The following is a 24,624-nucleotide window of genomic DNA, read 5'->3' as shown; positions in this document are numbered from 1 at the left end:
TTTATATCGTTAAACTTGAATCAGTAAATTCCTTTGTTGCTGTGATTTGAGCAATTCTTTCTTCTTTAGGATTACGGATATACTTAAAAAATTCTGAATCTGTTTGGTGTCCAGAAAGTAATTTTATATAATGGACTGGCATACCAGCTTTAAATTTAAGCGTACAGAAGCTCCTTCTTGCGCTATGCCCCATAATCAGATTATATTTGAACTCCTCAGTTTGAACTTTCGCACCACCTCTAGTCATTTCACATTTAACCTTTTCGTTGATTTTTGCTTTTTTACCAACTATCTTTATATAATCATTAAGTTTTTGTTCTAAAATTTTAGGAGGAAATTTACCTTCGTATCTCTTATCCATAATAAAACGTATTGCAGGAGTTATTTTACAAAGTACTGTATTTCCAGTTTTTTGTTGATTAATCTTGATATATTCCTCATTTTCATGCCTCTCTATTGTATGCCTACTTAAATCATTATAATCACTAATTCTTTGACCAATTTCACAACCAATAATAAAAACATCTCTTGCAAGTTCATGGTGAGGTGTTTCAGATAAATCTAAATCTAATAAACTTTTTTGTTCGTCAAGAGTTAAATAAATTGCAGTTGTTTGTTCAGTAAAAACTTTAAATTTTTTGAATTTCATATTAGAATGTAATTCTTCTTGCAAACTTGAATTCATAAATGTTTTAAAGTTTTTAATATGCTTTCCAATTGTATTTCCTGAATAACAAACTCCTTTTTTATATTCTTTGTTATTCATATAATCTACAAATTCAATATAGAATTCATTATCAATTGTTTCGAAATCAACTATATACCCCGAATCAAATTCAAATTCCCTAAGATGTTTAAATGTTTGTTTATAAGACCTAATAGTTACACTTTTGTCACCCCTATTTAACTCTTTGGATTTATGAGCTATATATTTATCAAAATAACCAAACAAATTTTGTTTTATTTCTACTACTTCCTCAAGTTGATTTTTATGAGTAAATTTATTTAAATGAGCTCTAAATACATCGTTAGATAAAACAATTTGCTTTGCATCACAATCACTTACAAAATTTAAGATTTCGGATTTTAAATCTCTTAGTAAATCATTTATTTGATTTGAGTTTCTAACCGCAACAACATTTTTAATTTCTGAGCCTGTCCAATATTTAGGAAGTACAGAGTATCCCACTGCATATTTAAACCTTTTATTTCTCCCATAGGAAAAATCTAAGAAGATAGGTTTTTCTTCTTTTGTTGACTCTTTTAATCTAAAATTGACTGTACCACTAGTTCTCATACCTTAATTTAATGTTGTACCCAAATATAATAAATTAATATTAAAGGGACAACATAAGTGACACCATTTAGTAAACAAAAATAAAACTAAATAATATTAAATATCATACTAAATCTTTATTTACAGGTCATTACATATTATTAATAACAATTAACGTTAATTGAACTTGATTAGTGTTTACGTAAATGAGGTACTGGAGGTACCACTTAAACCCCGACTTTGTCGGGGTTTTTTGTTTTTACTAATTAACTAAACCTCATAAAAAAACCGACAAGTAAAATTGTCGGTTTTTTTTATTTTTATTCAAATCTTACAACAACGGTAAAATTTCATTTTTCAATCTGTCGTATTCTCCTTGAAGAATTAAGCCATTATCTAACAACTTCTTATAATTATTTAACTTATCAAATAATTCGTCTTTAGATAAATCGGAAAGTTTCTTTTCATGATGTGGAATTGGCACTTCTAATTCTGTATCTTGTACTGGAGGAATCATATCTGCCGAAATAATTTCCGCAAAATGTGTTACCTCTTCTGTTGGAACTTCTTCAACTTCAACTGCAGCATTTGCAGCAGCAGCTTCAACAGCAGCTTCAATTTCAGTATCTGGAACGGGATTTATATTTGTTGATACTCCCTTTTTCAATATATCCAATTGTTCTTTCGCATACGTATATAATTTACGCGCTTGATTTTTAGGCAAATAATCAACCGTATGTGTTAATTCAGTTTTTGTAGAAAAGGTAAAATCGGATCCTAAAAAACCTTCTTTTACAAAAGTTCCAGCGATATCATCCCAATCGTAATCCATAAATTCCATTGATAAACCTAAGTTTTTAGGCTTACATAAAATAATTCGTTTGTTAGTTACCACAATACTATCTGGAAAAACAGTTATTGCTGGTTTTTTCTGTACGGCAATATAACCTACTTCTTCATTAGACATTAATAAATTCTCTAGTTTAGAAGTAATTTTCTCAATGGCTTTCGGATCTTGATCTTCGTTTAATATTTTCTTTAAATTATCTATCATAATAAAATATATAGTTTATAGTTTGTTGCTTTATGTTTATCAAAAGTAATGCCTAATTTTCTCTTCTCGATACATTCCGATGAAAAATCGGAACACTCGAAGTGACGTTATATTATTTCTGATTGGATTTTTTTAGTTAAACTCCTAAAAACCAAATCGTAAGAATCGTTAATTAATTCACACATCATTTTATCGTTGACATCTGAATGAAAATCTACCGTATTCCAATGCTTTTTACTCATATGATAACCAGGTTTTATAGCCTCATATTGAGCTCGAAGTTCTTCTGCTTTATCTGGATCACATTTTAAATTCAAACTTGGCTCGTCTTTTTCCCATTGCTTTAAGGAAGTCAAGCAAAACATTTTTCCACCAACTTTAAACACCAAAGTATCTTCATCAAAAGGAAAGTGTTCAGTTACACCCTTTTTTGACAAGCAAAATTCATATAGTTGTTGAATATTCATATTCTTATTAATTAGCTTCTAAACTATACAAAACTGGTTTACTCGGACTTGCATCATTTTCAAAAGAAGCAATTTGCAAATTCAGCAAATAGGTTCCATCGGAAACGGAATCGTCTACATAAATTAATTCTGTAATCGTACAATCTAAACGCGCATCTTCATTTAATATTGTGGTGTTTTTGACATTCCAAAACGCTTTGTGCGCCAATAATTTTCCTTCATCTTCTTCCCTATCTACACTTGGTAAATCGATAAGCAAATGTTTAATTCCGATTTCTCGAATGTATGTCGCGGCTTCTTCTAACAAATAAGGCGGATTGGTATGCGAATAGTTTTTTGATTTTTTATCCGAAACGTTGGGAATCGTTCGAATGATTATCGCTTCTGGAGCTGAACCATCCAGAGAATCTTCAATTTGGCTTTTCGTAATCACAAAATCCTCATTTCTTTTTTCTGGTTGAATAGAAATAACTTCCGCCATGAAGAAAAATTGCTTCAAACACTGATTGATAGAATAAAACTCCGTTGTAATATGACCTAAACACTCAGTATGCGTGCCATGGCCGTGTGGATTGAAAAATATATTATTGAAATTAGTAGAACTTCCTTCAGAAACTTTTCCTATCCAATTTTCAAAAGTTACGGGTTCAATTACAGGTTTGTCAATATACCACGCAATTGGATTCGCATCCGTGTTGGATAAGGGTAAAGAAATATCAATGGGTTTTGATAAGTCAATTTTGAAGTTATTTATAGTAGCTTTCATTTATACTGAACTTGTTTCAGTATCTTTTTTGTATTAACACCTTTCGTGTTTTAACAATAGAGACTGTAAATTATAAATCCAAATATAAATCTTTTAATTGAGGATTTGAAATTTTAATTAAATTCCATTTCCATTCTTTATGCCAATTTTTCAATTGTTTCTCTCTTTTAAAGGCATCCTGATAATCATCAAATTCTTCAAAATAAAGTAAAATATTGGCGTTATATTTTTTTGTAAAAACTGCTCCAGTTCCGTTTAAATGGCTATCTATTCTACTTTTCAAATCTTTTGTCGCACCAATATAAAGAACCGACAAGTTTTTATTTGACATTATATAAATATATCCTTTAATCATAAATTAACTTTTGAATTAGAATCTAAAATAAATTCAGATTAAAACAGATGCTGAAACTAGTTCAGCATAAACAAATCACTTGCAATACCATCACTCAAAAATTTTCCTTTTTTAGTCGTTTTTAAAACATTGTTTTCAATTTCTAACAAATTGTCTGAAATGTATTTTTCTGATTGTTGCAGTAAATAGTTTAAATAATCTGCTCCGAATTCGGTTTCAATTCTTTCCAAAGAAACACCCCAAAACGTTCGTAAACCTGTCATGATATATTCGTTATATTGGTCGGTTTTTGATAAAATTTCTGTTTCTGACGGTAATTTATTTTCTGCAATCGCTTTTAAATACAGCGAATTATTGGCAATATTCCAACTTCTATTTTTACCATTATAACTATGTGCGGACGGACCGATTCCAATATATTTTTTTCCTAACCAATACGCTGTGTTGTTTTTCGAAAAATAATCTGGCTTCCCAAAGTTCGATAATTCGTAATGTACAAATCCGTTTTCTTGAAGCTTATCGATTAAAATATGAAAATGTTGTTGCGCTAAATCGTCATCTAAAGCAGGAATTGACCCAGATTTAATCATTTTATGTAAAGCCGTTTTTGGTTCAACCGTTAACGCATAACTGGAAATATGTGGAATATTAAAACTTAATGCCGTTTCAATATTTTGCAACCATTTTTCATTGCTCATATTGGGCATTCCGTAAATTAGATCGATCGAAATATTATCGAAATGTTGCGTGGCGAATTCTAAACATTTTTTGGCTTCCGCCGAATTGTGAGCACGATTCATGAGTTGTAAATCGTCTTCAAAAAACGATTGCACACCAATTGACAAGCGGTTTATTGGAGAATTAGCATATTGAAGAATGATTTCATTATCCAAATCATCTGGATTCGCTTCTAAAGTAATTTCCGGATTTTCAACCACTTGATAATGTTTGTAAACTGCATCAATTAAAAATCGTATATCGTCAATCGATAATACACTCGGCGTTCCACCACCGAAATAAATGGTTTCTATAATTTCATTTTGAAATTCATTTTTTCGCAGTTCCATTTCTTTCACTAAAGCCAAAACCATCTCGTCTTTCTTCTTCATGGAAGTCGAAAAATGGAAATCGCAGTAATGACAAGCTTGCTTGCAGAAGGGTATGTGGATGTAAATTCCTGACATTTTATTAATTTTCAATGTTCAATTTGACAATAAAATAATCGTAAAGTGACATATTAATTTATTTTTTTACTTCAAACAAAAGTACTTCTTTGTTCGTTTTAATTACATTTGGGCTAGAAATATTAAAGTTATTCCAAGTTGCTGTTGTTGCAATTTCATAATCTGTTTTTTCGTTTTTGTCATTATATAAATTCCCAGAAACGACATTTGTGGCATTTTTAATAAAATATAATTTATTTTCTTTTACAAATTCAGTTATTGTACTTTCATTTAAATATTCTTTGTTCGTATATTTTACTAAATTATTTTTTAAAGTATAACCTTCTCGGAACGAAATAGGAAAATCTGTTACTTCCCAATTTTCAATAATTTTCACAATAGCATTATCCGATTTATTAATGTAAATATAGCCCGAATAATTACTCAAAAAAACTCTACGAGTATATGTTGAATGATTACGTGGAGAAGAAAACTGAATCACAAAAACTTCCTCATTATTTATTTTAGTTGTTCCTTCAATGTTTAATAGAAATTTTTTAAACTTATTGTTTTTTAAAACTGGAGCATATTGAATAGGACTATTATACATCAACCCGTGATATTCTTTAAAACTTTCTGTTTCAAAATTTTGATTCACATTCCATTTTGTTTGCAATACTTTTTTTGTGTTTCTAAATTCATGGTTAACATACCCTAAATCGTATTGTTGTGCCAAAATATCTGCGTTTACACATGTAGTATCTGCAACTTTAATTAAAATATTAGTCTTTAAATCAGAACTAAATCCTTTATCTGGATAATTTTTATCAAAACTTCCGATAGCTTTTTTAAGAATTTGATAAGGTGTGTTTTTACTATAAATTACAACTTCTTCAATGTACGTTTCGTTTGGTCTATCCTTAATTTCTAAGTTTATAGAGGCTTCTTTTTTATTTTTTACAACATCATTTTGTTGAGCTCCTTCAAGAATTACATCTTCATACTCATCAATAGTTGATAAAGTTGCCTTAGGAAAATACACATAACCATCATGAAAATCACTTAGTTTTCCTTCAATAAATGTTATTGGACTAAAAAGTCTGTTTTCATTTATTTTATCTATTTTAGGTTGTTTTGCGGAAATAAACACATGATTATTCTTAAATTGTTTTTTCAAAACATCTTCAAAAGAACCTGCATTTATTGGAGTGCTATACCATTTGTTTTGAAGAAAAATAGAATCTTTAGCTGTTATTGCCGCCAAACTATAGACTTTATCTTGTAACGCTATTTTTATATAAGACCCCATGGGAACAAAGTCTTTAATAATTGGCGCTTTTACAGATTGTAAATTGTTAGCAAAATGTTGATTGGCGCCCCAGCAAATAATTTTTGCCTCAGGATTTTGTTTTACATAGGCCAATAAATTTTCAGCCATTTGTTTATCTCTTATATTATCTATAGCTGTACAATTGAAAGCACTTGTGAAATTTTGACGTGTATAAGCGTCTTCACCTAATGTCAGTAATCCGTTTACAGTTTGAGTCCAATAAAATTTTTCTTCTGAGTTTTTTTGTAGAATTAATTTTTGTTTCAATTTATTTAATTCAGAAGAAAAAAGTTGATAGGAAATATCGCTTTCGTCAAACATGCTCGAATTAGAAATCGATTCTAAAAGCAAAGCAAAATCTTCCTTATTCAATTTTAAATTGTGATTAATTTGTTTTGAATAGTTAAATAAATCATTTGATAAATTTACTGTGCCATTTGTGCTAGTAATTTGATGGTCGAATCCAAAAAGCTTTAAGTTTGCTTTGTTATTTTCAAAAAACGTGACAAAACTTTGAAATTCTTTTCTTTTTCCCCACATGGAAAACAGCGAATTTCTAAAAACTTGTTTGCAATTTGTTCCTTTTTTAATTTCTTCTTGTGCTTTCCATAAATCGTAAATTCCAGATTCAAATGCAATTACATTAAAACCCATATTTTCAACCAAATATTTTACAATTTCGGTTTTGGTTTCAAAAACATTACCGTCGAAATGACTGATTTCTCCAAGCATTACAACTTGAACATCTTTTAATTCCTCTTTTAAGAAACTAAAATCCTTAGAAATTGGTGGTTCAGATAAAATTACACTTTTTGGAATGGAATTTTGAGAAAAGACCACAAAATGGAAAAATAGTAAAAAAAGAGTAAGTGTTTTTTTCATTTGAAAGTAATTTATCACAACTAATAACTTCTATTCTAAAAAATTATTGTGTCAAAATTGTACTATTTTTCTTTATTTTTTTACTCTCGTTTCATTCTGTTTCACAAAAGCGTCCCAACCTGAATAATTTGTTGATCCAACTACTTTTCCTGTATTGAAAAAATGACAAACTGCAGCTGCTAATCCGTCTGTAGAATCGAGATTTTTAGGCAACGTTTTCAAGCCTAACAATTGTTGTAACATTTTTGCGACTTGCTCTTTGCTCGCGTTTCCGTTTCCGGTAATGGCCATTTTGATTTTCTTCGGTTCGTATTCTGTAATTGGAATATCTCGAGACAAACCTGCGGCCATCGCTACACCTTGTGCTCTTCCTAATTTCAACATCGATTGTACGTTTTTACCGAAAAAAGGTGCTTCAATGGCAATTTCATCTGGATGATATGTGTCGATTAACTCGATAGTTCGTTCAAAAATACGTTTCAACTTCATATAATGGTCGTCCATTTTATTGAGTTGCAATTCGTTTAATTGAATAAACTCCATTTTTTTATTTATAACACGAATGAGTCCGAAACCCATGATGGTAGTTCCAGGATCGATGCCGAGTATGATGCGTTCGTTAGCCAAAATTTTTGTTTCAGGTTTAAGGTTTCAAGTTCAAAGTTTTGTTTCTTTGCAAAATGATTTCAAACAAAACTAAACAATATCTCACACTTATAATAAAACTGGTCATTGTTTTTGGCGCATTTTATTTTATTTACGACAAACTAGCCCACGACGACAAACTGAGTTGGAAACAGTTTTCAGGAATTTTACAACATAAATTTACCATTAGTTGGATACTTTTTATGTTATGTTTTAGTGTTTTGAATCGTTTTTTGGAGATTTTGAAATGGAAGAATTTAGTTTTAGTCATTGAAAAAATCTCTTTATACACGGCAACTAAACAAGTTTTAGCTGGTGTTACTGCTGGATTATTTACACCAAACGGAATTGGAGAATATGCCGGAAAAGCACTTTATTTTCCAAAAAAGGAAACCAAACGCGTTTTGTTTTTGAACTTAATTTGCAACGGAATTCAAATGGTTTTGACTATCGTTTTCGGATTAATTGGTTTGTTATATTTGGGATACACCATGTATTTTTTCATCTTAATTGGAATTGGATTATTAGTTTTGACTTTCTTGTTTCTAACGAAAAACGCCAATATAAAAGGCTATTCTATTGCTTTATTTTTAGAAAAAATTGCAGAAATTCCGAAGAAAATTCATCAGAAAAATATTTTATTAGCCATTGCTAGATATTTGACTTTTTCGCACCAATATTACTTTTTGTTTTTGTTATTTGGTGTCGAAATTGACTATTTCACTTTGATGGCTACCATTACTGCTGTGTATTTTATTGCCAGTTCTTTACCTTCTTTTCAGTTTTTAGATTTTGTAGTGAAAGGCGGCGTGGCCATCTGGTTTTTCGAAAAACTAAATATCGACGAATATATTGTTTTATTTATTAGTACTTTTATGTGGTTGCTAAACGTGGTGCTTCCGGTTCTTATTGGAAGTTATTTTGTATTGATTTATAAGACGCAAGATATTGCCACAAAGAAACCAAGTCACTAAATTATTATGGTTTTATTTGCTTTTATTTTATTTATTTATGCGGCTTTGATTACTCAATTAGCTTTTGGCATTGTAAAAACAAATAAGCAAACAAAAATTGAAATCTTATCTCCAAAAACTACTTTTTCGATAATTGTTCCTTTTAGAAATGAAGCTGAGAACTTACCTTTTCTTTTAGAATCGATTGAGAAATTGAATTATCCGAAGGAATTATTTGAAGTGATTTTAGTGGATGATGAATCGGAAGAAAAGTACGATTTAAGAAGTACGATTTACGATTTAAAAATTATTCTAAACCAAAGAAAAAGTAATTCTCCAAAAAAAGATGCGATTGAAACGGCGATTCAAATAGCGAAATACAATTGGATTGTGACTACTGATGCTGATTGTGAAGTTCCTGAAAATTGGTTGGCAATTTTTGATACTGAAATTCAAAATAAAAAAGCGAAAATGTGTGTAGGTTCTGTTGGTTATACAACTGAAACTGGATTTTTACATGATTTTCAGAATAATGACTTCTTGAGTTTACAAGGTGCTACAGCTGGAAGTTTCGGAATTGAGAAACCATTTATGTGTAATGGTGCCAATTTCGCTTATGAGAAAGGTTTTTTCGAAACTTTAAACGGATTTGAAGGCAATAACAATTTAGCTAGTGGCGATGATGTTTTTTTATTGCAAAAAGCATTAAAATCCGCTCCAGATAAAATTACTTATTTAGGTAATTTGAATATTGTTTTGACCAAAAGTTGCGATTCTTGGAAAGCGTTAACCAACCAAAGAGTGCGATGGGCGAGCAAGACCTCAGCATACAATAATTGGTATCCGAAAATTTTAGGAATCATTGTTTTTTTGACCAATTTAAGTGGCTTACTTTTGTTAGTTGCGCCTTTTTATAAATTAGAAACACTTCAATTAGCCATTTATTTTTGGGTGTTGAAATTTGGAATTGACTTTATGTTTTTAAAATTTAGTGCTGCGTATTTTAGGTTGCCTTTCAAAAACTTTTTAAGTAGTTTTTTAGTGTATCCTTTCTTTACGGTTTTAGTTGTTGTAAAAGCGTTGTTCGGGAAATTTGAATGGAAAGAAAGACGTTTTTAGCCCTGATGGAAGCGGCATCCTTAACACCCTTGGAGGGTTACAACCCTTCAAGGGTGTTAAGATATAGCGGACAGCAGGATTAGCTTCAAAAAAAAACTACTTTTTCTGTAAAACCACTGGAATTTGAAATTCAGTTTTAACGGGAACGCCTCTTTTTATCGCTGGATTAATTTTAGGAAAATCGGTTAATCGCAATTGAAAAATACTATCTAATTGTGGTTTGTTATAGGCGATGGAATCTGAAATTATCGGTTCAAAATTCAAATTAGAATTCGAAGAAATAATAACTTTTACTTGAATCGTATCTAATTGCGGAAACAATTTCGCAATGCTATCGTCTTTCAATTTGGAATGCAATTGCATAGAAAGCGTTTCATAAAAACAACTTTGCTGACTATCTTTATCCGTTAACGAATCGCATTCTGAAAAAGAAGGAAATTCGTCTACTTGCTCCCAATTAATTTTTTTGAGTTCTTGTTCTAACAAATCCTTTTCATCGGGCACTTTCTTATCGAAAAACTGGCACGATTGTAGTGAGAGTATCAGGAATAAAGCAATTACTTTGTTCATTTATTTTTTTATACATTTAGATTTTCAAAAATACACTTTTATGGAATATATTTTATTGATTTTAGGAATTTGTTTACTTATTGGTGGAATTATTGGTAGTATTTTGCCTGCTTTACCAGGTTTACCTCTTTCTTGGTTGGGATTATTGTGTTTGTTTTTCGTCCCTGGAATTGAAACCAATTATTGGTTATTAGGAATTACATTAGTTCTTACGATAGTTTTAAGCATTTTAGATTATCTCATTCCTGCCAAAGGAACGAAGATGTTTGGCGGTAGTAATTACGGCATTTGGGGAACGAATATTGGCTTAGTAGTTGGAATATTTTTACCGATACCGTTCGCGTTTTTAATTTGTCCGTTTTTAGGCGCTTTCATTGGAGAACTAATCTATAACTCTCAAGATAAAAAAAGAGCTTTAAACGCAGCGTTTGGTTCTTTTTTAGGCTTTTTAGCTGGAACTTTCATGAAAGTGTTTTATGGTTTTATTTTATTGGGCATTTTTATTTGGATAGTCATAGACAACTATACCATTTGGATATAAAAAAATCCCGACGAATCGGGATTTTTTAGTTTTTATTATTTCTTAATAATCTTATGAATACTTTTTTGATTGTTTTCTGAAACAACTTCAAGTAAGTATAAACCTGGACTATAATTTATCATATCAATTTCTGTTGCAGAAACATTTATTTTCTTATTTAAAAGTTGTTTACCTAATAAGTCGTAAACGTTCACTTCAGAAATCGTCATATTCAATTTAGATTGAATATTTAAAATTGAGCTAGTTGGATTTGGATATACTGCAAATTCATCTGCATTAAATGATTCCGATTCTAAAAGCGCTACAAATTCTGTTTGAAAAGTATTTGTAACGATTGCTGGATTAAAATCGAAATAAATTGAAGCATTATTCGGAATGATATCACCAACTGCATAACCAGCTTTTGGTTTTACTTTAAATGTAATATAACCTTTTCCTGTTGTTGTGTTGGCTACAGAAACTGGCAACATAATGTTATCAAACTTCCAAGTTAAAGTATTTCCAACTCTGTCTAAAACATACGCATGACTTGCACTTTCTACTCTAATAGTATTTTCATCCAACATCGAATTTAAAACATCATTTACACGAACATTTATAGCGCTTGCATTTCCTGTATTTTCAAAGCGAATTGTATAATATAAATAATCATTAGACGTGAAACTAGAATGTAAAATTTCTGGTCCGTGCGCTTCAGTTTTGTCATTTGGATCATATGCATTTATGATCATTTGACTAGTAGAATTTGAATTGTTTTCTGGAGAAACATCACCAGCTAAAGGCGCGATTGTAGCAGAGCTAACTAAAAACTGACCAGCACTTACTGTTGGTATTGTTGGTACTTGCATGTTAACGTCAATTGTTCTGTATTCAAAAGGTTGCAAATTCGTGAAATCGTAAGTAAAACCATTGGCATTATTTACCACTCCAACTTGTGAAACCGAACTTATTGAAACCGCTGTATCTTTTGTGAATGTAACTGTTCCATTAGCTACAACTTGATTTCCTAAATTACCATACACCACTTTATTAATATAATTAAAACCTGGTCTTGGATTATTTACTGGTACAACAACCACACCTAAATCAGTATAACTTTGAAGTGAAGTTACTGGAAAACTATATTGTGATAACACTCCATTTGCAACAGATAAATTATTTAATGCTGAAGGATTTACATTGTATAAAGAAGCATATAATGGATTTACTGTAAAACTTACATTATAACTATTCGAAATGTTGTTATCATAAATAGTAAACTTACCTGTTGGCGCAGTAATATTATGAACTGTACCATTGTTATTTTTTTCATAGTGGAAATCTCCTAATGGGAAATTTACTTCACCTGTGTCTTTAGTTCCATTATTATTAGAATCTAAAAACGCTGTAAAAGCCATACCTGTACAATCAATAGTTCCTGTAGAAGTTGGCAAAACATTAATATTGATAACACCTATTTGGTTAGAAAAGTTTGTCACCATCATTAAGTAATATTGACCAGCAACTGCATTAGCAATTATTGGGTATTCTGTAGCTTGAGCAGAATAACTACAACTTACAACGTTATTATCATTTACAGAATTACAATTTCCTGTACTTGTAGAAAAAGGTCCGTAAACAATATAATCAATATCTAAATTATTATATAAAGGCACATTATTTCCTTGATTGATTTGTAAATTGATAGTACCCGAGCTACTAATTGGCAAAGTAAACCAAGTTGCATTTGGAGAGGAACCTAAACAACCCATATTCCCAGGCAAACCACTATTAGTTACATTTATTGTATTTGAAAAAGGAGTTGCTAAACTACCACAAAGTGAATTTGCATTGTTACAGTTTGAAGCAGCATTACAATTTATTTGAGAAAGTAGGTTAACAGAGTAAACATTATCACAACCATTAACAACATTTTCTCTTACAAAAATTGTTACAACTGGTAATGTTGTACTAATTGATAGTGCGGTTGGATTTGCAATTGGATTGGTTTCGCTTTCAGCGTTTTCCAAAGAAGGATAATAAACCAATTGATTTAATGTAGAAAGTTGCGCTTGAATGGTTGTTAAATCATAAATAACAGTACCATCATTATTAGCATCACATTGCGCAATAGGATTTAAACTACCTGCGTTTGTGAAGGTTTGTGCAGCAACTGTAAAAGCATTTATCTGCATCATTTGACCTAAAGCATTTTCTTCAACTCTAGAAAATAAAGTATAATTCCCTAAAGCAACACAATATGTAGAAGATAATGGATTTACGTCATTAGTAGCATCTGCTTGAGAGGCATGATAAGTAATTGTATAATCTGAAGGGTTACTATTTCCTAAAATAACTGGGTTATTCACATTTAAATCAAAACAAGCTAATCCATTTTGGTCATCAACACATTGTGATAAATTTTGTGGTTGATTAAATAATCCACCACTACATGTTGTTGAAAATATAACTGTAGTTGGATCACTAACTACATTAGGAGAACAATAAGTTATAAGTGTAACATTATAACTTGTACAAGGCATTAATCCTGTAAATTGATAAGGACTACTAGCTGTTGAAACAAAAGATGTTCCTGGCGCAGTACCAGAAGGAACTATATTGATTCCATAAATAGCACCCGAATTCACATTCGGATCAGTCCAAGAAACTACTGCAGAAGTTTCGGTTATATTAGATGTAAAAATACCTGATGGTTGCAAGCATTGTGCTTGCACAAACTGTACAAAAGCAAAAAGTAAAAATAATGTTTGAAGTAATGTTTTTCTCATATTGTGAATATTTAAGATTGAAAAATACAAAAAAGCAATACCTAAATATAAGAAAAATACAAAAAGCCGATACAATGTATGATTTTACCGACAAAAGTTATGTTTGTTTTTTTATCTCATTTTAAGATTTCATGAAACCATAATAGTATAAAATCAAAAAAGCCTTCCAAAAATGGAAAGCTTTTCATTGGTCTAACTACTAAACCTTTCCCGATCTCTCGGGTAAACAACACAACTGAGTTTATCTTGAAACCTCAAGATATTTGGGCAAAAAAGCACTTCATTTCTGAAGTGCTTCCCAAATTTTGCGGTCTGGACGGGACTCGAACCCGCGACCCCCTGCGTGACAGGCAGGTATTCTAACCAACTGAACTACCAAACCGTTGCTGTAATGCGAGTGCAAATATAGAACAGTTTTTCTTATTTGCAAACGTTTTGCTAAAAAAAATTACAAGTTTTTTTGACTTTTTATCCAAACTTCTGTTTTTCAACTAAATATGTAGTAATAATTTTTTCAAATTTTTCATCAACTGAAACGGGTACATACTTAATTTTATACGCTGAACAGGTATTCGAAATATTTTCAAAGTAGTTTTTCACTACTTTTTCATAACTTTCTTTCATGTTTTCGGCAAATAAATTGACTTCTTCACCTGTTTCTACGTCAATAAACTTACGTGGCGTATTGTCAAAATTGAAATTTAACTCGGTTTTTCCATCATAAACATGAAACAAAACTACTTTATGTTTGTTGTGTTTTAAATGTTGTAATGCTTTAAAAAGCTTCTCGTTATCTTCACCAATAAACATATCTGTAAACAAAACGACCATAGAACGACGGTGTACTTTTTCGGCAATTTGATGTAAAAAAGTAATTGTATCTGTTTTTTTAGACTCTTTTGGATAGTTTATTATGTTTTCAAATTGATTTAAAATCATTCTGTGATGGCGTTCACTTCCTTTTTCTGAAGCGTAATATTCATACGTATCAGAATATACCGAAACTCCGACCGCATCACGTTGTTTTTTCAATAAATTCATTAAAACCGCAGATGCTAATATAGAAAATCCAATTTTACTTTCAGAAAACAACTGATTGTCTTTCAGTTTTGGATAATGCATAGAAGAAGAGTTATCAATAATTAAATGACAACGCAAATTGGTTTCTTCTTCGTATTTCTTGGTATACAATCTATCAGTTTTGGCAAATAATTTCCAATCGATATGTTTGGTACTTTCGCCTTGATTATAAATTTTATGTTCGGCAAATTCGGCAGAAAAACCATGAAACGGACTTTTATGCATACCCGAAATAAAACCTTCGACAATTTGATTAGCCAAAAGTTCTAAATTTTTAAACTGTGATATTTTTTCGAGTTGCGATTCTAAGTTCATACCTCAAATATAGTTTATATATTTTGGAAGACAAAAAAGAAGTATAAAAAAAAGGCCCAATGTCGTTTTGAAAACGAGACGAACCTCTTTCTGCTAAAAAACTACTACTGTTTTTTTTTAATATTTAGTTGAAATAAGCAACTCAGCACTTATAATTCGGGCATAAGCCGATCCACTAAATTTTTCTCTTATATAAACGGTCCATTGTCCGTTAGGATTTTGATCATTAAAACCTTTAAAATCATATAACATTTGATTGGCTAAACCATACCCATAACCTGATTCTCCAGACGGATAAAAACTACCTGTCATACTCGTGCTTTCAGTCCAATCATCAATATGTAATGGCCCTTTGTCCGTTAATTTAACATCCATTGTAATTAAACCTGGAGTTGTCTGAGTCATATATCCCATTAACGGTAAAATTTGATTAGATGGTGATATTAGGTAAAAATCTAAGTAATCTAAACCCTCTACCTCAGCATTTATTTTAAGTTCCAATTCATTTATTCTGCCTTGAAGTCCTGAAACCACTATATCAGCTTCGGCTCTTGAATAAGTAGAATAGCTTGCCCAATTTGCACCTGAACTTGTTCCCGCAGATTGCAATGGTGTGATAACTGCTTCTCTATTTACAACTTCTTCTTTTGTACAAGAAATTGAAATCAGGCTTATCAGTAGAATACTGATTGTTCTTTTAATTGCTTTCATAATCTTTATATTTAGTGCTTGATTTTTATTTGTTTTCTAATTTTTCTAATCGTTTTAAAATTTCAATTTGTGAATTTTCTAACGCTTTAATTTTTTCGTTTTGTGCTTTTATCGCTTCAATTAAAAGCGGTGTAATTGCTGCATAATCCACAAAATATTCGCCTTTTTCATTTTTTTGAATCGCTTCAGGTAACACTTTTTCAATTTCTTGCGCTAAAACGCCACTTGAAACAATTGCTTTATTTCCTTTTTTGATTTCTTCTGAAGAAAGTTTAAACTGATAAGTGTATCCTGAAATATTATCAATTTTTTCAGATGCATTTTCAATTTTTACAATATTTTCTTTTTTGTTTTTATCGGAAACCTGAACATAAGCACCAGTTGGTGTTATATAAGACTTCAAAGCACTATTATCGTATGGATTTGTATTCGCACCATCAAAAGAATCTTCATCTAAAAAATAAACCAATGCTGCAGCTTGACCTTGGTTTCCGTCACCAGCTGACCAAATTGTCACTGCGTTTCCATCACCATAAAAACCAGCTGTTTCAGGACTACCTTCTTGCGAAGAAAGAATTAAATCATCGCCACCACTTCCAAACACTTGATTTCCATTGTTATGCACAAAGTTATTTTTGTTAACCAATTGCATTTCGTTTCCTGCTGTTGTGATATTATCAACTTTAATATTTCCGTACACTTTAACTAAATCGTTATCAAACTCTCCATAAATAAGCGGAGTAGTTGAGTTACTATTTTCGATGTAAAGTTTGTTGGAACCTGTTTCGCTATAACCCGCTTGATTACCAATAGCAATATTATTGCTACCCGTTGTATTTGAAAATAATGCCTGACCTCCATTAGCAATATTACTACTTCCTGTAGTGTTAGAATTTAATGCAAGATCCCCAATAGCTATATTAAAATTCCCCGAAGTGTTTAAGTACAATGATCTATATCCAAATCCAATATTATTGTTTCCAATAGTATTGGAATATAACGAACTAATTCCTGTAGCAATATTACCATTTCCTGCAGTGTTTAAGTACAAAGTAGCAGGCCCAACAGCAATATTACTTTGTCCGTTAGTATTTGAGTATAATGACCCAGAACCAGCAGCAATATTAGTATTTCCTGTAGTATTTGAATACAAGGATTGAAAACCAAATGCAATATTCCCAACTCCTGCAGTATTTGAATACAATGACCTAAATCCATTGGCTACATTGTGATTCCCTGAAGTATTATTATAAAGTGTACGATATCCAGTAGCCACATTTCCAGTACCGATTGTATTAAAGTACAAGGCATCAAGGCCATTGGCAACATTTTGATAACCTGTTGAATTTGTATAAAGTGAACCTGCTCCAGTTGCTGTGTTTTCGTAACCTGTAGTATTCGAATAAAGTGCCGCTGAACCATTTGCTGTATTTAACGCTCCAGTTGTATTTCTATAAAGTGAAGAAAAACCAGTTGCTACGTTAAAACTTCCAGCTGTATTAAAATAAAGCGCAGAATATCCATTAGCAACATTACTATTTCCTACTGTATTAGCACGAAGAGAATATCCTCCAACTGCAGTATTATTATCTCCAGCTGTATTTGAAAAAAGTGATTGATAACCATTAGCAGTATTAATTGTTCCAGTCGTATTAGTATAAAGCGATTGGTAACCTATAGCTGTATCAAAACTTCCAGTTGTATTACTAGCCATTGATTTATTTCCAACCGCAGTATTTTGAATTCCAGAAAGCAGATTACTTCCCAAAGAAAGTACTCCAAAAGCGGAGTTTTCATTACCTAATGAATACACACCTAATGAGTTTCTTCCGAAGGAAGTGTCAGACGCTCCAATTACCCCTGAAGTTTGATTTCCCATTCTAAAAAAAACTTCAATATTATTTGTTGTACCTATGAAATTGGTATTAGGATTTATATTTGAATTTCCATTTATCGACCAAGAATTTCCTGTATTCGGAGCTTGCCATGTGGCATTCCCCAAAGCATCCGATGTCAACACATTACCAGCAACTGCACCAGTTGTAACTTGCAATTCAGTAGTTTTAGTTTTTCCAGCCACTTCCAGTTTTTCTGTTGGAACTGGCACTCCAATCCCTATTTTACCTAAAGCTGTTGTACTCATATCTGCACCATAAATAACTTCTCCTATAGACATCTGAAAACTACCGTTCACATCGGGTACAGACGTTCCATTACCTATCATAATGTTAGAATTACCTGATTGGTTAGAAAGCCCAGCCTGAGATCCTAAAGCAATATTTTCAGATCCTGTGGTACTTAATAACGCATCTGTCCCGACTGCAGTATTATTGTTTCCAGAAACGTTGGACTGCAACGCAAAACTACCAACTGCAACATTTGCGGAACCGTTGTTAAGATTCATATTATCTGCACCAACAGCAGTATTCCAATTACCAGTGGTATTCGCACCAAGTGATCCTACTCCCACTGCAGTATTACTGTTTCCTATGGTATTAGATCTGAGGGCGAAAGAACCAAATGCTGTATTAATATTTCCTGTAGTATTCGATGTAAAAACATTATTTCCAAAAGCAGTATTATAAAAGCTAATAACACCTGAACCAATATTATTTCGTTTAAAAATCAAATCGTTATCATCTGTGGTTCCTATAAAATTTATAGTTGGATTTGTGCCTACATTACCAGTAGTTTCCCAGCCAGAACTTGCGGAGCCTCCACCTAAACCAATCCAATTTATAGTAACATTGTCCCAATAATAAAATCCCGGTTGTTTTCCTGCAGAAATTGTGGTTAAATAAACCATCATTCCTTGTTGTAAGGCTGTTGGGTTTGTAAGAGGAAATGCATCAATTTTAGGAATCAGAATTCCATCTGTATTGGAAGGTGTGACTTGATTACTCGATTTAATATCTAATTGGGCTTGTGGGGTTGTTGTGTTGATTCCGACTTGCGACAACCCAAACTGAGTCATCAACAAAATTATGTGTACTAACCTTTTCATTTTTAGATTTTAAGTAGTTAATTTATTTAAGCACTACAAATTTCACTCAATACCAAACAGTAAAAAACCACAAAAGGACGAACGACGTTTTAAATACACGAATGAAATGCAAACATAAAAAAAAACCCATATTGTTTAATATGGGGTTTTATACTTGTATACTATTTTTGGCCAGGTCTTCTTCTGCCAAAATATCCTTTATAGCTATTATCTGGAATTGGAATTTCACCACCAATTCTTCCCAAATCTAATTTCACAAACGGAACTTCCTCAAACGGAATAGACCACACATTAAGATCTTCAACATCGCCACCTGATGTGACTCTTCCATTATACATTTTTCCACTTGTTACTAAAGGAACATCACTAACAATTCGCATAGAACCTGTTCTTAAACCAGTTGATACTCGATAGTTTGGATCTTTAGCGCTAATAACATCAACAATTCGCATATCTAAAACTGCATTAGGCGGAACCAACATTGACACTTCCATATCGGTTAACAAATTCCCATCTAAATCATAAAAATGAATCGCAACATCAGCACGTTCATTATTGTGATTCAATATAAAAAAAGTAGTTCCAGTATACGCTTTTACTCCTTCACCAAAAACAGTTTGACTGTCTCTCCAATAAGGTGTTACATATTTATAAGTACTCATAATTAATGGTTTTTAAATTAATAGCAACAAACTTAACATATCAGAGAAAGCGGAACAATCACAAAAGGACGAACGGCATTTAAAATACACGAATAGAAATTTTATTCGAAATTTTCTTATATTTGAATTCAAATTCAAAACGATGAAGCCTTTTAATTGCATAATAGTAGACGATGACGAAATGGACAGGCTTGTCGTGATGTCATATGCAAAAAAAATTCCAACTTTAAATATTATTGGCGTATTTGAATCTGCAGAAAAAGCACTTACTTTTTTAGAAACCAACACTGTAGAAGTTGCTTTTTTAGATATTGAAATGCCTGGGGCTTCTGGAATTGAATTACGTCAAAAAGCTCTTGAAATTCCCGTTTGTGTTTTTATTTCTTCTCATGCTGAAAGTGCAGCAGAAACTTTTGAATTGCAAACTTTAGATTTTATTGTAAAACCATTTAAGTTTCCACGATTTGAACAAACGGTAAAACGCATTGAAGAATTTATGGAAGTTCGATTGAAAGCAAGTTTATTCGAATCAACTATTGGTGGAGATGTGGTTTATGTGAAAACAGGACACGATCAAATTAAAGTCAAACTTCACGAAATTTTATATTTGGAAGCTTTAAAAAATTATACGATTTTAGTAACGGAAGGAAAACGCCATTGTGTGTTATCTAATTTAGGTGAAATTTTACAAGAAGAAAAATTTCAGTCTTTTGTTAGAATACACAGAAGTTTTGCGGTTCAAAAACAGTTTATTCAAAAAATAGGAAGTCAAGAAATTGAATTAAAAAATAATGTTTCCATTCCTGTGGGCAGAAGTTTTAAGGACAATTTGAATTTTGTGATATGAAATTCTTGCTAAATTTACTTTTGGTTTTACTTTCAGTTTTTGCTTTTTGTCAGAAGAAAGAAGGTAAAATGCTTATTGATTCTTTGGAACAAGTCATTCCAACTATAAAAAACGAAAAAACCAAAGTAGATTTATATAACAACATCGCAAAAGAATATCGTAAAATAGATATTAATTTTTGTGAATCCTATGCCAACAAAGCGCTTGAACTTGCTAAAAAAATAAAATACAATAATGGTATCGCTTATTCTTATAGAAATTTAGGAATAGTTAGTGCATCAAAAAGTAATTTCAGCGAAGCACTTTCAAACTACGAATTCGGCTTAAAAAACGCAACAAGCAAAAGCATTAAAGGTGAAATTTTAGGAGGAATTGGTAAAGTGTATTCTCTAAAAAGTGATTATCCTACTGCATTAAAATATTTTTTTGAATCGTTACAACTTTTTGAAGAAGTTAATAACAAAGAACTACAATCGATTACTCTGCAAAATATTAGTACAATTTATATCTATTTAGGTGATGCCGAAAAAGCGAAACTTTACAGAAAAAAATCAGACAGCACAAAAAACATTAGAATTGCTATCAATACAATACCCTTAAAAAAAGAACTAAACAATTCAAAAATTAATTGTTTAGTCGCTGAAAAAGACACTTTAATAAAAAACAATTATTATTTAGATGTTTTAAAAAACGCAGAAAAAAAAGGGTTGAATTTAGAAAAAACCAAATATTTAATTAATGAATGCAGATTATTAATTGACAATCAAAAATATGACAATGCTTTACAAATTTTAATTCCTTTACTTAAAACAGAAGAATTGAAACCTAAAAATGAAGCTCAAATTGCGGCTATTTATTATCAATTCGGCGACATTTATTACTTTAAAGCTCAACAAGAAAAAAGCAATTCACTAAAGAAAGAGCTTAACAAAAAAAGTATTGCTTCTTATGAAAAATCCATTCAGCTAATTTCGAAATTACATTTATTAGACGAAAAACAAAAAAGGTATTTTAAATTGCATTTGGCTTATAAACAAAATAATGATTTTCAAAATAGCTTATTAGCCTATGAAAAAGCTACTCTTTACAAAGACTCTATATTTAATTTTTCTAAAAAAGAAACAATAAAAAATTTGGAAGACAAAAGAGAAATTGATTTAAAAAACAACCAAATTAAAATCAAAAACCTAACTCTCGAATCAAACAAAAAACAAAAATATTATTTCATAGGCGGAATATTTCTTTTAGCAATTATTGGAAGTTTACTGTTTTACCAAAGTCGAAATCGTAAAAAGACCAACGAAAAATTACAAGTTTTAAATACCGAATTGGACGAAGCTAACAAAGCTAAAACACGATTTTTTAGTATTTTGAATCACGATTTACGCGGACCTGTTGCCAATTTGGTTTTCTTCTTACAGCTTCAAAAAGAAAGTCCAGAAATGTTAGACGAGGAAAGCACCAAACGTATGCAAGATAAAACTATGGTTGGCGCCGAAAATCTTCTAAATTCAATGGAAGATATTTTACAATGGAGCAAAAGTCAAATGGAAAATTTCAAACCGCAGCCCAAAAAAATTGCCATAAGTTCTTTATTTGAAGATACAAAATCACATTTTTCAAGTGAAGAAAAAGTCCAAATTACTTTTGAAAACCCACAAAATATTCAAATTAATACGGATGAAAATTACTTAAAAACAATCATCAGAAATTTAACTGGAAATGCCATTAAAGCTTTGGATGGAATTGATAACCCAAGCATAATTTGGAAAACTTGGCAAGAAAACAACTTTACTTATTTATCAATTTCAGATAATGGAAAAGGCGCTTCAAACGAACAATTTAAAGCTTTATATGACGAAAAAGAAGTGACTGGAATTAAAACTGGTTTAGGATTGCATTTAATTCGAGATTTGGCAAAAGCAATTGATTGTGAAATTTTGGTAGATTCTAAAATTGATAACGGAACTACTTTTACCTTAAAATTGAAATAGAAAGAAAAAACTCACTTATAACCAATTATTATGAAAAAAATCTTTTTAATTCTTTTCGTATTATTTACAACTACACTTTTTAGTCAAAAAGAGCCTAATCTTTCTAAATATAAAACTCAAAAAGAAAAGCTTCATGCTTGGGCAAAATATTGTGATGAATTTCTAGCGGTTGAAAACTATAAACAATTGAGAGTTATCGGCAAAAAAGGCGTTCAATTAACTTCAAAAAGCGATTATTCTAATTTATCCCTTTTCAATTTCTATGTTGGTGTTTCCTTTGATTACGGAAGTGAAACCGATAGCATTTCGTATTATTTAGAAAAATCGGAACAATTTGGGCGACAAGCAAAAAACAACAAAAGAGTTATTGAAGCCTTAAAGCAATTGCTAGTTTGCTACAAAAACTATGGTTCAACTTCAAAAAGAGAACGCGTTTTAAATGAATTACACCAAGTAATTGATACTTCCAAAAACGAATTTGAAAAAAGTAAAATTCTTGCCGAAATTTCAGATTATTACATTAATGTTGGTCAATATGAAAAAGGATTGCAATATAAAATTGATGGTTTAAAAGGAAGAAAAAAACATCTATCTAAAGCTGATTACGATGACTCTATTAATTACGGAGTACAACTAGTAAATATTTCTGAGCTATATGTAACTATGGAGAATTTACCAAAAAGCTTAGAATATTTAACCGAAAGCGAACCATATTTAACCAAATACAAAGAAGGTGTTGCCGCTGTTCATAAAGATTTTATTTCCATTTATTTAAAACAAAATAATCTAAAAAAAGCAGAAGAAAGATATTCAAAATTCCAATCGTTTTTAAAGACTGTCGATTTAGGTGATTGCTATGAGTATTTTATTGAAAGTAATTTACTCTTTTCGAATTACTACTTAGAAAGAAAACAAAATTCTAAAGCATTAGAATATGCTAATTACGCCAACAGCTTTGCGCCAAAATACGCCAGTGATTTTACAAAAGCTCAAGTGAATCAAAGTTTTGGGAAAATTTATTTACAACAAAAAAACTATCAGAAAGCACTGCCTTTTTTTAAATTAGCCGAACCAATTATTAAAGAAGATACACCAGAAGAAAATAGCGAATTACACAAACTTCTTGCTGATACTTATGAAGGTCTTGGTGATAAAAATTTGGCTTATTATCACTTGTCGTTATATACCAAATTACAAGAAAGCTTACTTGCCGAAAAAGCGAAAAAGAATTTGGCTGAAATGGAAGCTAAGTATCAAAACAATGTCAAAAAGCAAGAAATACAAAACAAAAACCTTCAAATTGACACGGCTAAAAAACAAAAATATTACTTTATTGGTGGTCTTTTCCTTTTAGCGATTATTGGAAGTTTACTGTTTTACCAAAGTCGAAATCGAAAAAAAACCAACGAAAAATTACAAATCTTAAATTCTGAATTGGACGAAGCCAACAAAGCCAAAACGCGATTTTTCAGTATTTTAAATCACGATTTACGCGGTCCGGTTGCCAACTTAGTTTTCTTTTTACAACTTCAGAAAGAAAGTCCAGAAATGTTAGATGAAGAAAGCACCAAACGCATGCAAGATAAAACTATGGCTGGAGCCGAAAATCTTCTAAATTCGATGGAAGATATTTTACAATGGAGCAAAAGTCAAATGGAAAATTTCAAACCGCAACCTAAGAAAATAAACGTGAATTCACTTTTTGATGATACGAAAATGCATTTTTCAAGCGAAGAAAAAGTCGAAATTACTTTTGAAAACCCACAAAACATTCAAATAAATACAGATGAAAATTACTTAAAAACTATCATTAGAAATTTAACTGGAAATGCGATTAAAGCTTTAGATGGAATTGAAAACCCAAGCATACTTTGGAAAACTTGGCAAGAAAACAATGTTTCCTATTTATCTATTACTGATAACGGAAAAGGTGCTTCAGATGAACAATTTAAAGCCTTATATGATGACAAAGAAGTGGTTGGAATTAAAACCGGTTTAGGATTGCATTTAATTCGAGATTTAGCAAAAGCTATTAATTGTGAAATTGAAGTGAACTCTAAAAAAGATATTGGCACAACTTTTACATTAAAGTTATAAAAAAAGGCTCCAGTTTCGTGGAGCC

21 protein-coding genes and 1 tRNA gene are annotated in these 24,624 nt (G+C 31.0%); 7 read left to right on the top strand and 15 right to left on the bottom strand.

All coding sequences use genetic code 11. The features are described from left to right. Position 1: 1 nt before the first annotated feature. The 8 genes from BMX42_RS12785 to ruvC form a co-directional block, all read right to left on the bottom strand. Positions 2–1,297, bottom strand: a complete 1,296-nt coding sequence (locus BMX42_RS12785) for a site-specific integrase (protein ID WP_091315123.1) — start codon at positions 1,295–1,297, stop codon at positions 2–4. A 310-nt stretch (positions 1,298–1,607) separates the two neighbouring features. Further along, positions 1,608–2,330: a PH domain-containing protein gene (locus BMX42_RS12780; RefSeq protein WP_091315119.1), complete on the bottom strand. Its 723-nt coding sequence runs from the start codon at positions 2,328–2,330 to the stop codon at positions 1,608–1,610. A gap of 107 nt (positions 2,331–2,437) precedes the next feature. Beyond that, complete coding sequence (locus BMX42_RS12775; protein WP_091315115.1) at positions 2,438–2,797, bottom strand: MmcQ/YjbR family DNA-binding protein; 360 nt, start codon at positions 2,795–2,797, stop codon at positions 2,438–2,440. A gap of 7 nt (positions 2,798–2,804) precedes the next feature. After that, on the bottom strand, positions 2,805–3,563 hold the full coding sequence (locus BMX42_RS12770; RefSeq protein ID WP_091315112.1) for a cyclase family protein: 759 nt from the start codon (positions 3,561–3,563) through the stop codon (positions 2,805–2,807). A gap of 70 nt (positions 3,564–3,633) precedes the next feature. Further along, complete coding sequence (locus tag BMX42_RS12765; protein WP_091315109.1) at positions 3,634–3,918, bottom strand: GIY-YIG nuclease family protein; 285 nt, start codon at positions 3,916–3,918, stop codon at positions 3,634–3,636. Between the two features lie 56 nt (positions 3,919–3,974). Further along, on the bottom strand, positions 3,975–5,102 hold the full coding sequence (hemW, locus tag BMX42_RS12760; RefSeq protein ID WP_091315106.1) for a radical SAM family heme chaperone HemW: 1,128 nt from the start codon (positions 5,100–5,102) through the stop codon (positions 3,975–3,977). A 58-nt stretch (positions 5,103–5,160) separates the two neighbouring features. Then, positions 5,161–7,293: an erythromycin esterase family protein gene (locus BMX42_RS12755; protein WP_091315104.1), complete on the bottom strand. Its 2,133-nt coding sequence runs from the start codon at positions 7,291–7,293 to the stop codon at positions 5,161–5,163. Between the two features lie 72 nt (positions 7,294–7,365). Then, a complete protein-coding gene (gene ruvC / locus BMX42_RS12750; protein WP_091315100.1) occupies positions 7,366–7,920 on the bottom strand; it encodes a crossover junction endodeoxyribonuclease RuvC in 555 nt (184 codons plus the stop codon). On the opposite strand from ruvC, the gene BMX42_RS14555 reads away from it, so the two are divergent. Genes BMX42_RS14555 through BMX42_RS12740 form a run of 3 tightly spaced genes read left to right on the top strand, consistent with a single transcriptional unit; the run spans position 7,856 to position 10,010 of the window. Further along, positions 7,856–7,993, top strand: a complete 138-nt coding sequence (locus tag BMX42_RS14555) for a hypothetical protein (protein ID WP_177169172.1) — start codon at positions 7,856–7,858, stop codon at positions 7,991–7,993. The two genes, ruvC and BMX42_RS14555, sit on opposite strands and share 65 nt — an antisense overlap. Next, positions 7,974–8,912: a lysylphosphatidylglycerol synthase domain-containing protein gene (locus tag BMX42_RS12745; RefSeq protein WP_091315096.1), complete on the top strand. Its 939-nt coding sequence runs from the start codon at positions 7,974–7,976 to the stop codon at positions 8,910–8,912. Before BMX42_RS14555 ends, BMX42_RS12745 begins: the two co-directional genes overlap by 20 nt. A gap of 6 nt (positions 8,913–8,918) precedes the next feature. Continuing rightward, positions 8,919–10,010, top strand: coding sequence for a glycosyltransferase family 2 protein (locus BMX42_RS12740; protein WP_245748292.1), 1,092 nt, complete (start codon positions 8,919–8,921; stop codon positions 10,008–10,010). A 96-nt stretch (positions 10,011–10,106) separates the two neighbouring features. On the opposite strand, the gene BMX42_RS12735 is transcribed toward BMX42_RS12740, so the two are convergent. Next, entirely contained in the window at positions 10,107–10,580 is a 474-nt protein-coding gene (locus BMX42_RS12735; RefSeq protein WP_091315090.1) for a hypothetical protein, read from the bottom strand. A gap of 40 nt (positions 10,581–10,620) precedes the next feature. On the opposite strand from BMX42_RS12735, the gene BMX42_RS12730 reads away from it, so the two are divergent. Further along, positions 10,621–11,121: a DUF456 domain-containing protein gene (locus tag BMX42_RS12730; RefSeq protein WP_091315088.1), complete on the top strand. Its 501-nt coding sequence runs from the start codon at positions 10,621–10,623 to the stop codon at positions 11,119–11,121. Between the two features lie 35 nt (positions 11,122–11,156). Here the strand turns inward: BMX42_RS12730 and BMX42_RS12725 are convergent, their stop codons facing one another. From BMX42_RS12725 to BMX42_RS12700, 6 genes are all read right to left on the bottom strand, one after another. After that, complete coding sequence (locus BMX42_RS12725; protein WP_091315085.1) at positions 11,157–13,889, bottom strand: DUF7619 domain-containing protein; 2,733 nt, start codon at positions 13,887–13,889, stop codon at positions 11,157–11,159. A 308-nt stretch (positions 13,890–14,197) separates the two neighbouring features. Further along, positions 14,198–14,271 (bottom strand) — tRNA-Asp (locus tag BMX42_RS12720). An 86-nt stretch (positions 14,272–14,357) separates the two neighbouring features. Next, positions 14,358–15,284 carry a DUF58 domain-containing protein gene (locus BMX42_RS12715; protein ID WP_091315081.1) on the bottom strand — a complete coding sequence of 309 codons (927 nt, stop codon included), beginning with the start codon at positions 15,282–15,284 and terminating at the stop codon, positions 14,358–14,360. Positions 15,285–15,401: 117 nt separating this feature from the next. Then, positions 15,402–15,995, bottom strand: coding sequence for a hypothetical protein (locus BMX42_RS12710; RefSeq protein ID WP_091315075.1), 594 nt, complete (start codon positions 15,993–15,995; stop codon positions 15,402–15,404). Positions 15,996–16,020: 25 nt separating this feature from the next. Then, positions 16,021–18,999 carry a tail fiber domain-containing protein gene (locus BMX42_RS12705; protein WP_091315073.1) on the bottom strand — a complete coding sequence of 993 codons (2,979 nt, stop codon included), beginning with the start codon at positions 18,997–18,999 and terminating at the stop codon, positions 16,021–16,023. A gap of 161 nt (positions 19,000–19,160) precedes the next feature. After that, on the bottom strand, positions 19,161–19,661 hold the full coding sequence (locus BMX42_RS12700; RefSeq protein ID WP_091315070.1) for a hypothetical protein: 501 nt from the start codon (positions 19,659–19,661) through the stop codon (positions 19,161–19,163). A gap of 142 nt (positions 19,662–19,803) precedes the next feature. Here BMX42_RS12700 and BMX42_RS12695 point away from each other — a divergent pair, with 142 nt between their 5' ends. From BMX42_RS12695 to BMX42_RS12685, 3 genes are read left to right on the top strand one after another with little or no spacing between them, the layout of a single operon-like run. After that, positions 19,804–20,508, top strand: a complete 705-nt coding sequence (locus BMX42_RS12695; RefSeq protein WP_091315066.1) for a LytR/AlgR family response regulator transcription factor — start codon at positions 19,804–19,806, stop codon at positions 20,506–20,508. Next, a complete protein-coding gene (locus BMX42_RS12690; RefSeq protein WP_091315064.1) occupies positions 20,505–22,502 on the top strand; it encodes an ATP-binding protein in 1,998 nt (665 codons plus the stop codon). The genes BMX42_RS12695 and BMX42_RS12690 overlap by 4 nt, the downstream gene beginning before the upstream one ends. Before the next feature lie 30 nt (positions 22,503–22,532). Continuing rightward, positions 22,533–24,599, top strand: coding sequence for a tetratricopeptide repeat-containing sensor histidine kinase (locus tag BMX42_RS12685; RefSeq protein ID WP_091315061.1), 2,067 nt, complete (start codon positions 22,533–22,535; stop codon positions 24,597–24,599). The last annotated feature ends 25 nt before the right edge of the window (positions 24,600–24,624 follow it).

Origin of the sequence: Flavobacterium terrigena (assembly GCF_900108955.1) — a bacterium.
Classification (GTDB): domain Bacteria; phylum Bacteroidota; class Bacteroidia; order Flavobacteriales; family Flavobacteriaceae; genus Flavobacterium; species Flavobacterium terrigena.
The sequence above is the reverse complement of the archived record's forward strand: the minus strand, read 5'-3'. Positions and strand labels throughout refer to the sequence as shown.

Coding starts and splice junctions, on each gene's coding strand:
- BMX42_RS14555 (WP_177169172.1), top strand. CDS start 7,856: ATGAGTCCGAAACCCATGATGGTAGTTCCAGGATCGATGCCGAGTATG.
- BMX42_RS12705 (WP_091315073.1), bottom strand. CDS start 18,999: ATGAAAAGGTTAGTACACATAATTTTGTTGATGACTCAGTTTGGGTTG.
- BMX42_RS12770 (WP_091315112.1), bottom strand. CDS start 3,563: ATGAAAGCTACTATAAATAACTTCAAAATTGACTTATCAAAACCCATT.
- BMX42_RS12735 (WP_091315090.1), bottom strand. CDS start 10,580: ATGAACAAAGTAATTGCTTTATTCCTGATACTCTCACTACAATCGTGC.
- hemW (WP_091315106.1), bottom strand. CDS start 5,102: ATGTCAGGAATTTACATCCACATACCCTTCTGCAAGCAAGCTTGTCAT.
- BMX42_RS12755 (WP_091315104.1), bottom strand. CDS start 7,293: ATGAAAAAAACACTTACTCTTTTTTTACTATTTTTCCATTTTGTGGTC.
- BMX42_RS12780 (WP_091315119.1), bottom strand. CDS start 2,330: ATGATAGATAATTTAAAGAAAATATTAAACGAAGATCAAGATCCGAAA.
- BMX42_RS12740 (WP_245748292.1), top strand. CDS start 8,919: ATGGTTTTATTTGCTTTTATTTTATTTATTTATGCGGCTTTGATTACT.
- BMX42_RS12725 (WP_091315085.1), bottom strand. CDS start 13,889: ATGAGAAAAACATTACTTCAAACATTATTTTTACTTTTTGCTTTTGTA.
- BMX42_RS12715 (WP_091315081.1), bottom strand. CDS start 15,284: ATGAACTTAGAATCGCAACTCGAAAAAATATCACAGTTTAAAAATTTA.
- BMX42_RS12775 (WP_091315115.1), bottom strand. CDS start 2,797: ATGAATATTCAACAACTATATGAATTTTGCTTGTCAAAAAAGGGTGTA.
- BMX42_RS12745 (WP_091315096.1), top strand. CDS start 7,974: ATGATTTCAAACAAAACTAAACAATATCTCACACTTATAATAAAACTG.
- BMX42_RS12700 (WP_091315070.1), bottom strand. CDS start 19,661: ATGAGTACTTATAAATATGTAACACCTTATTGGAGAGACAGTCAAACT.
- BMX42_RS12710 (WP_091315075.1), bottom strand. CDS start 15,995: ATGAAAGCAATTAAAAGAACAATCAGTATTCTACTGATAAGCCTGATT.
- BMX42_RS12765 (WP_091315109.1), bottom strand. CDS start 3,918: ATGATTAAAGGATATATTTATATAATGTCAAATAAAAACTTGTCGGTT.
- BMX42_RS12730 (WP_091315088.1), top strand. CDS start 10,621: ATGGAATATATTTTATTGATTTTAGGAATTTGTTTACTTATTGGTGGA.
- BMX42_RS12785 (WP_091315123.1), bottom strand. CDS start 1,297: ATGAGAACTAGTGGTACAGTCAATTTTAGATTAAAAGAGTCAACAAAA.
- BMX42_RS12685 (WP_091315061.1), top strand. CDS start 22,533: ATGAAAAAAATCTTTTTAATTCTTTTCGTATTATTTACAACTACACTT.
- BMX42_RS12690 (WP_091315064.1), top strand. CDS start 20,505: ATGAAATTCTTGCTAAATTTACTTTTGGTTTTACTTTCAGTTTTTGCT.
- BMX42_RS12695 (WP_091315066.1), top strand. CDS start 19,804: ATGAAGCCTTTTAATTGCATAATAGTAGACGATGACGAAATGGACAGG.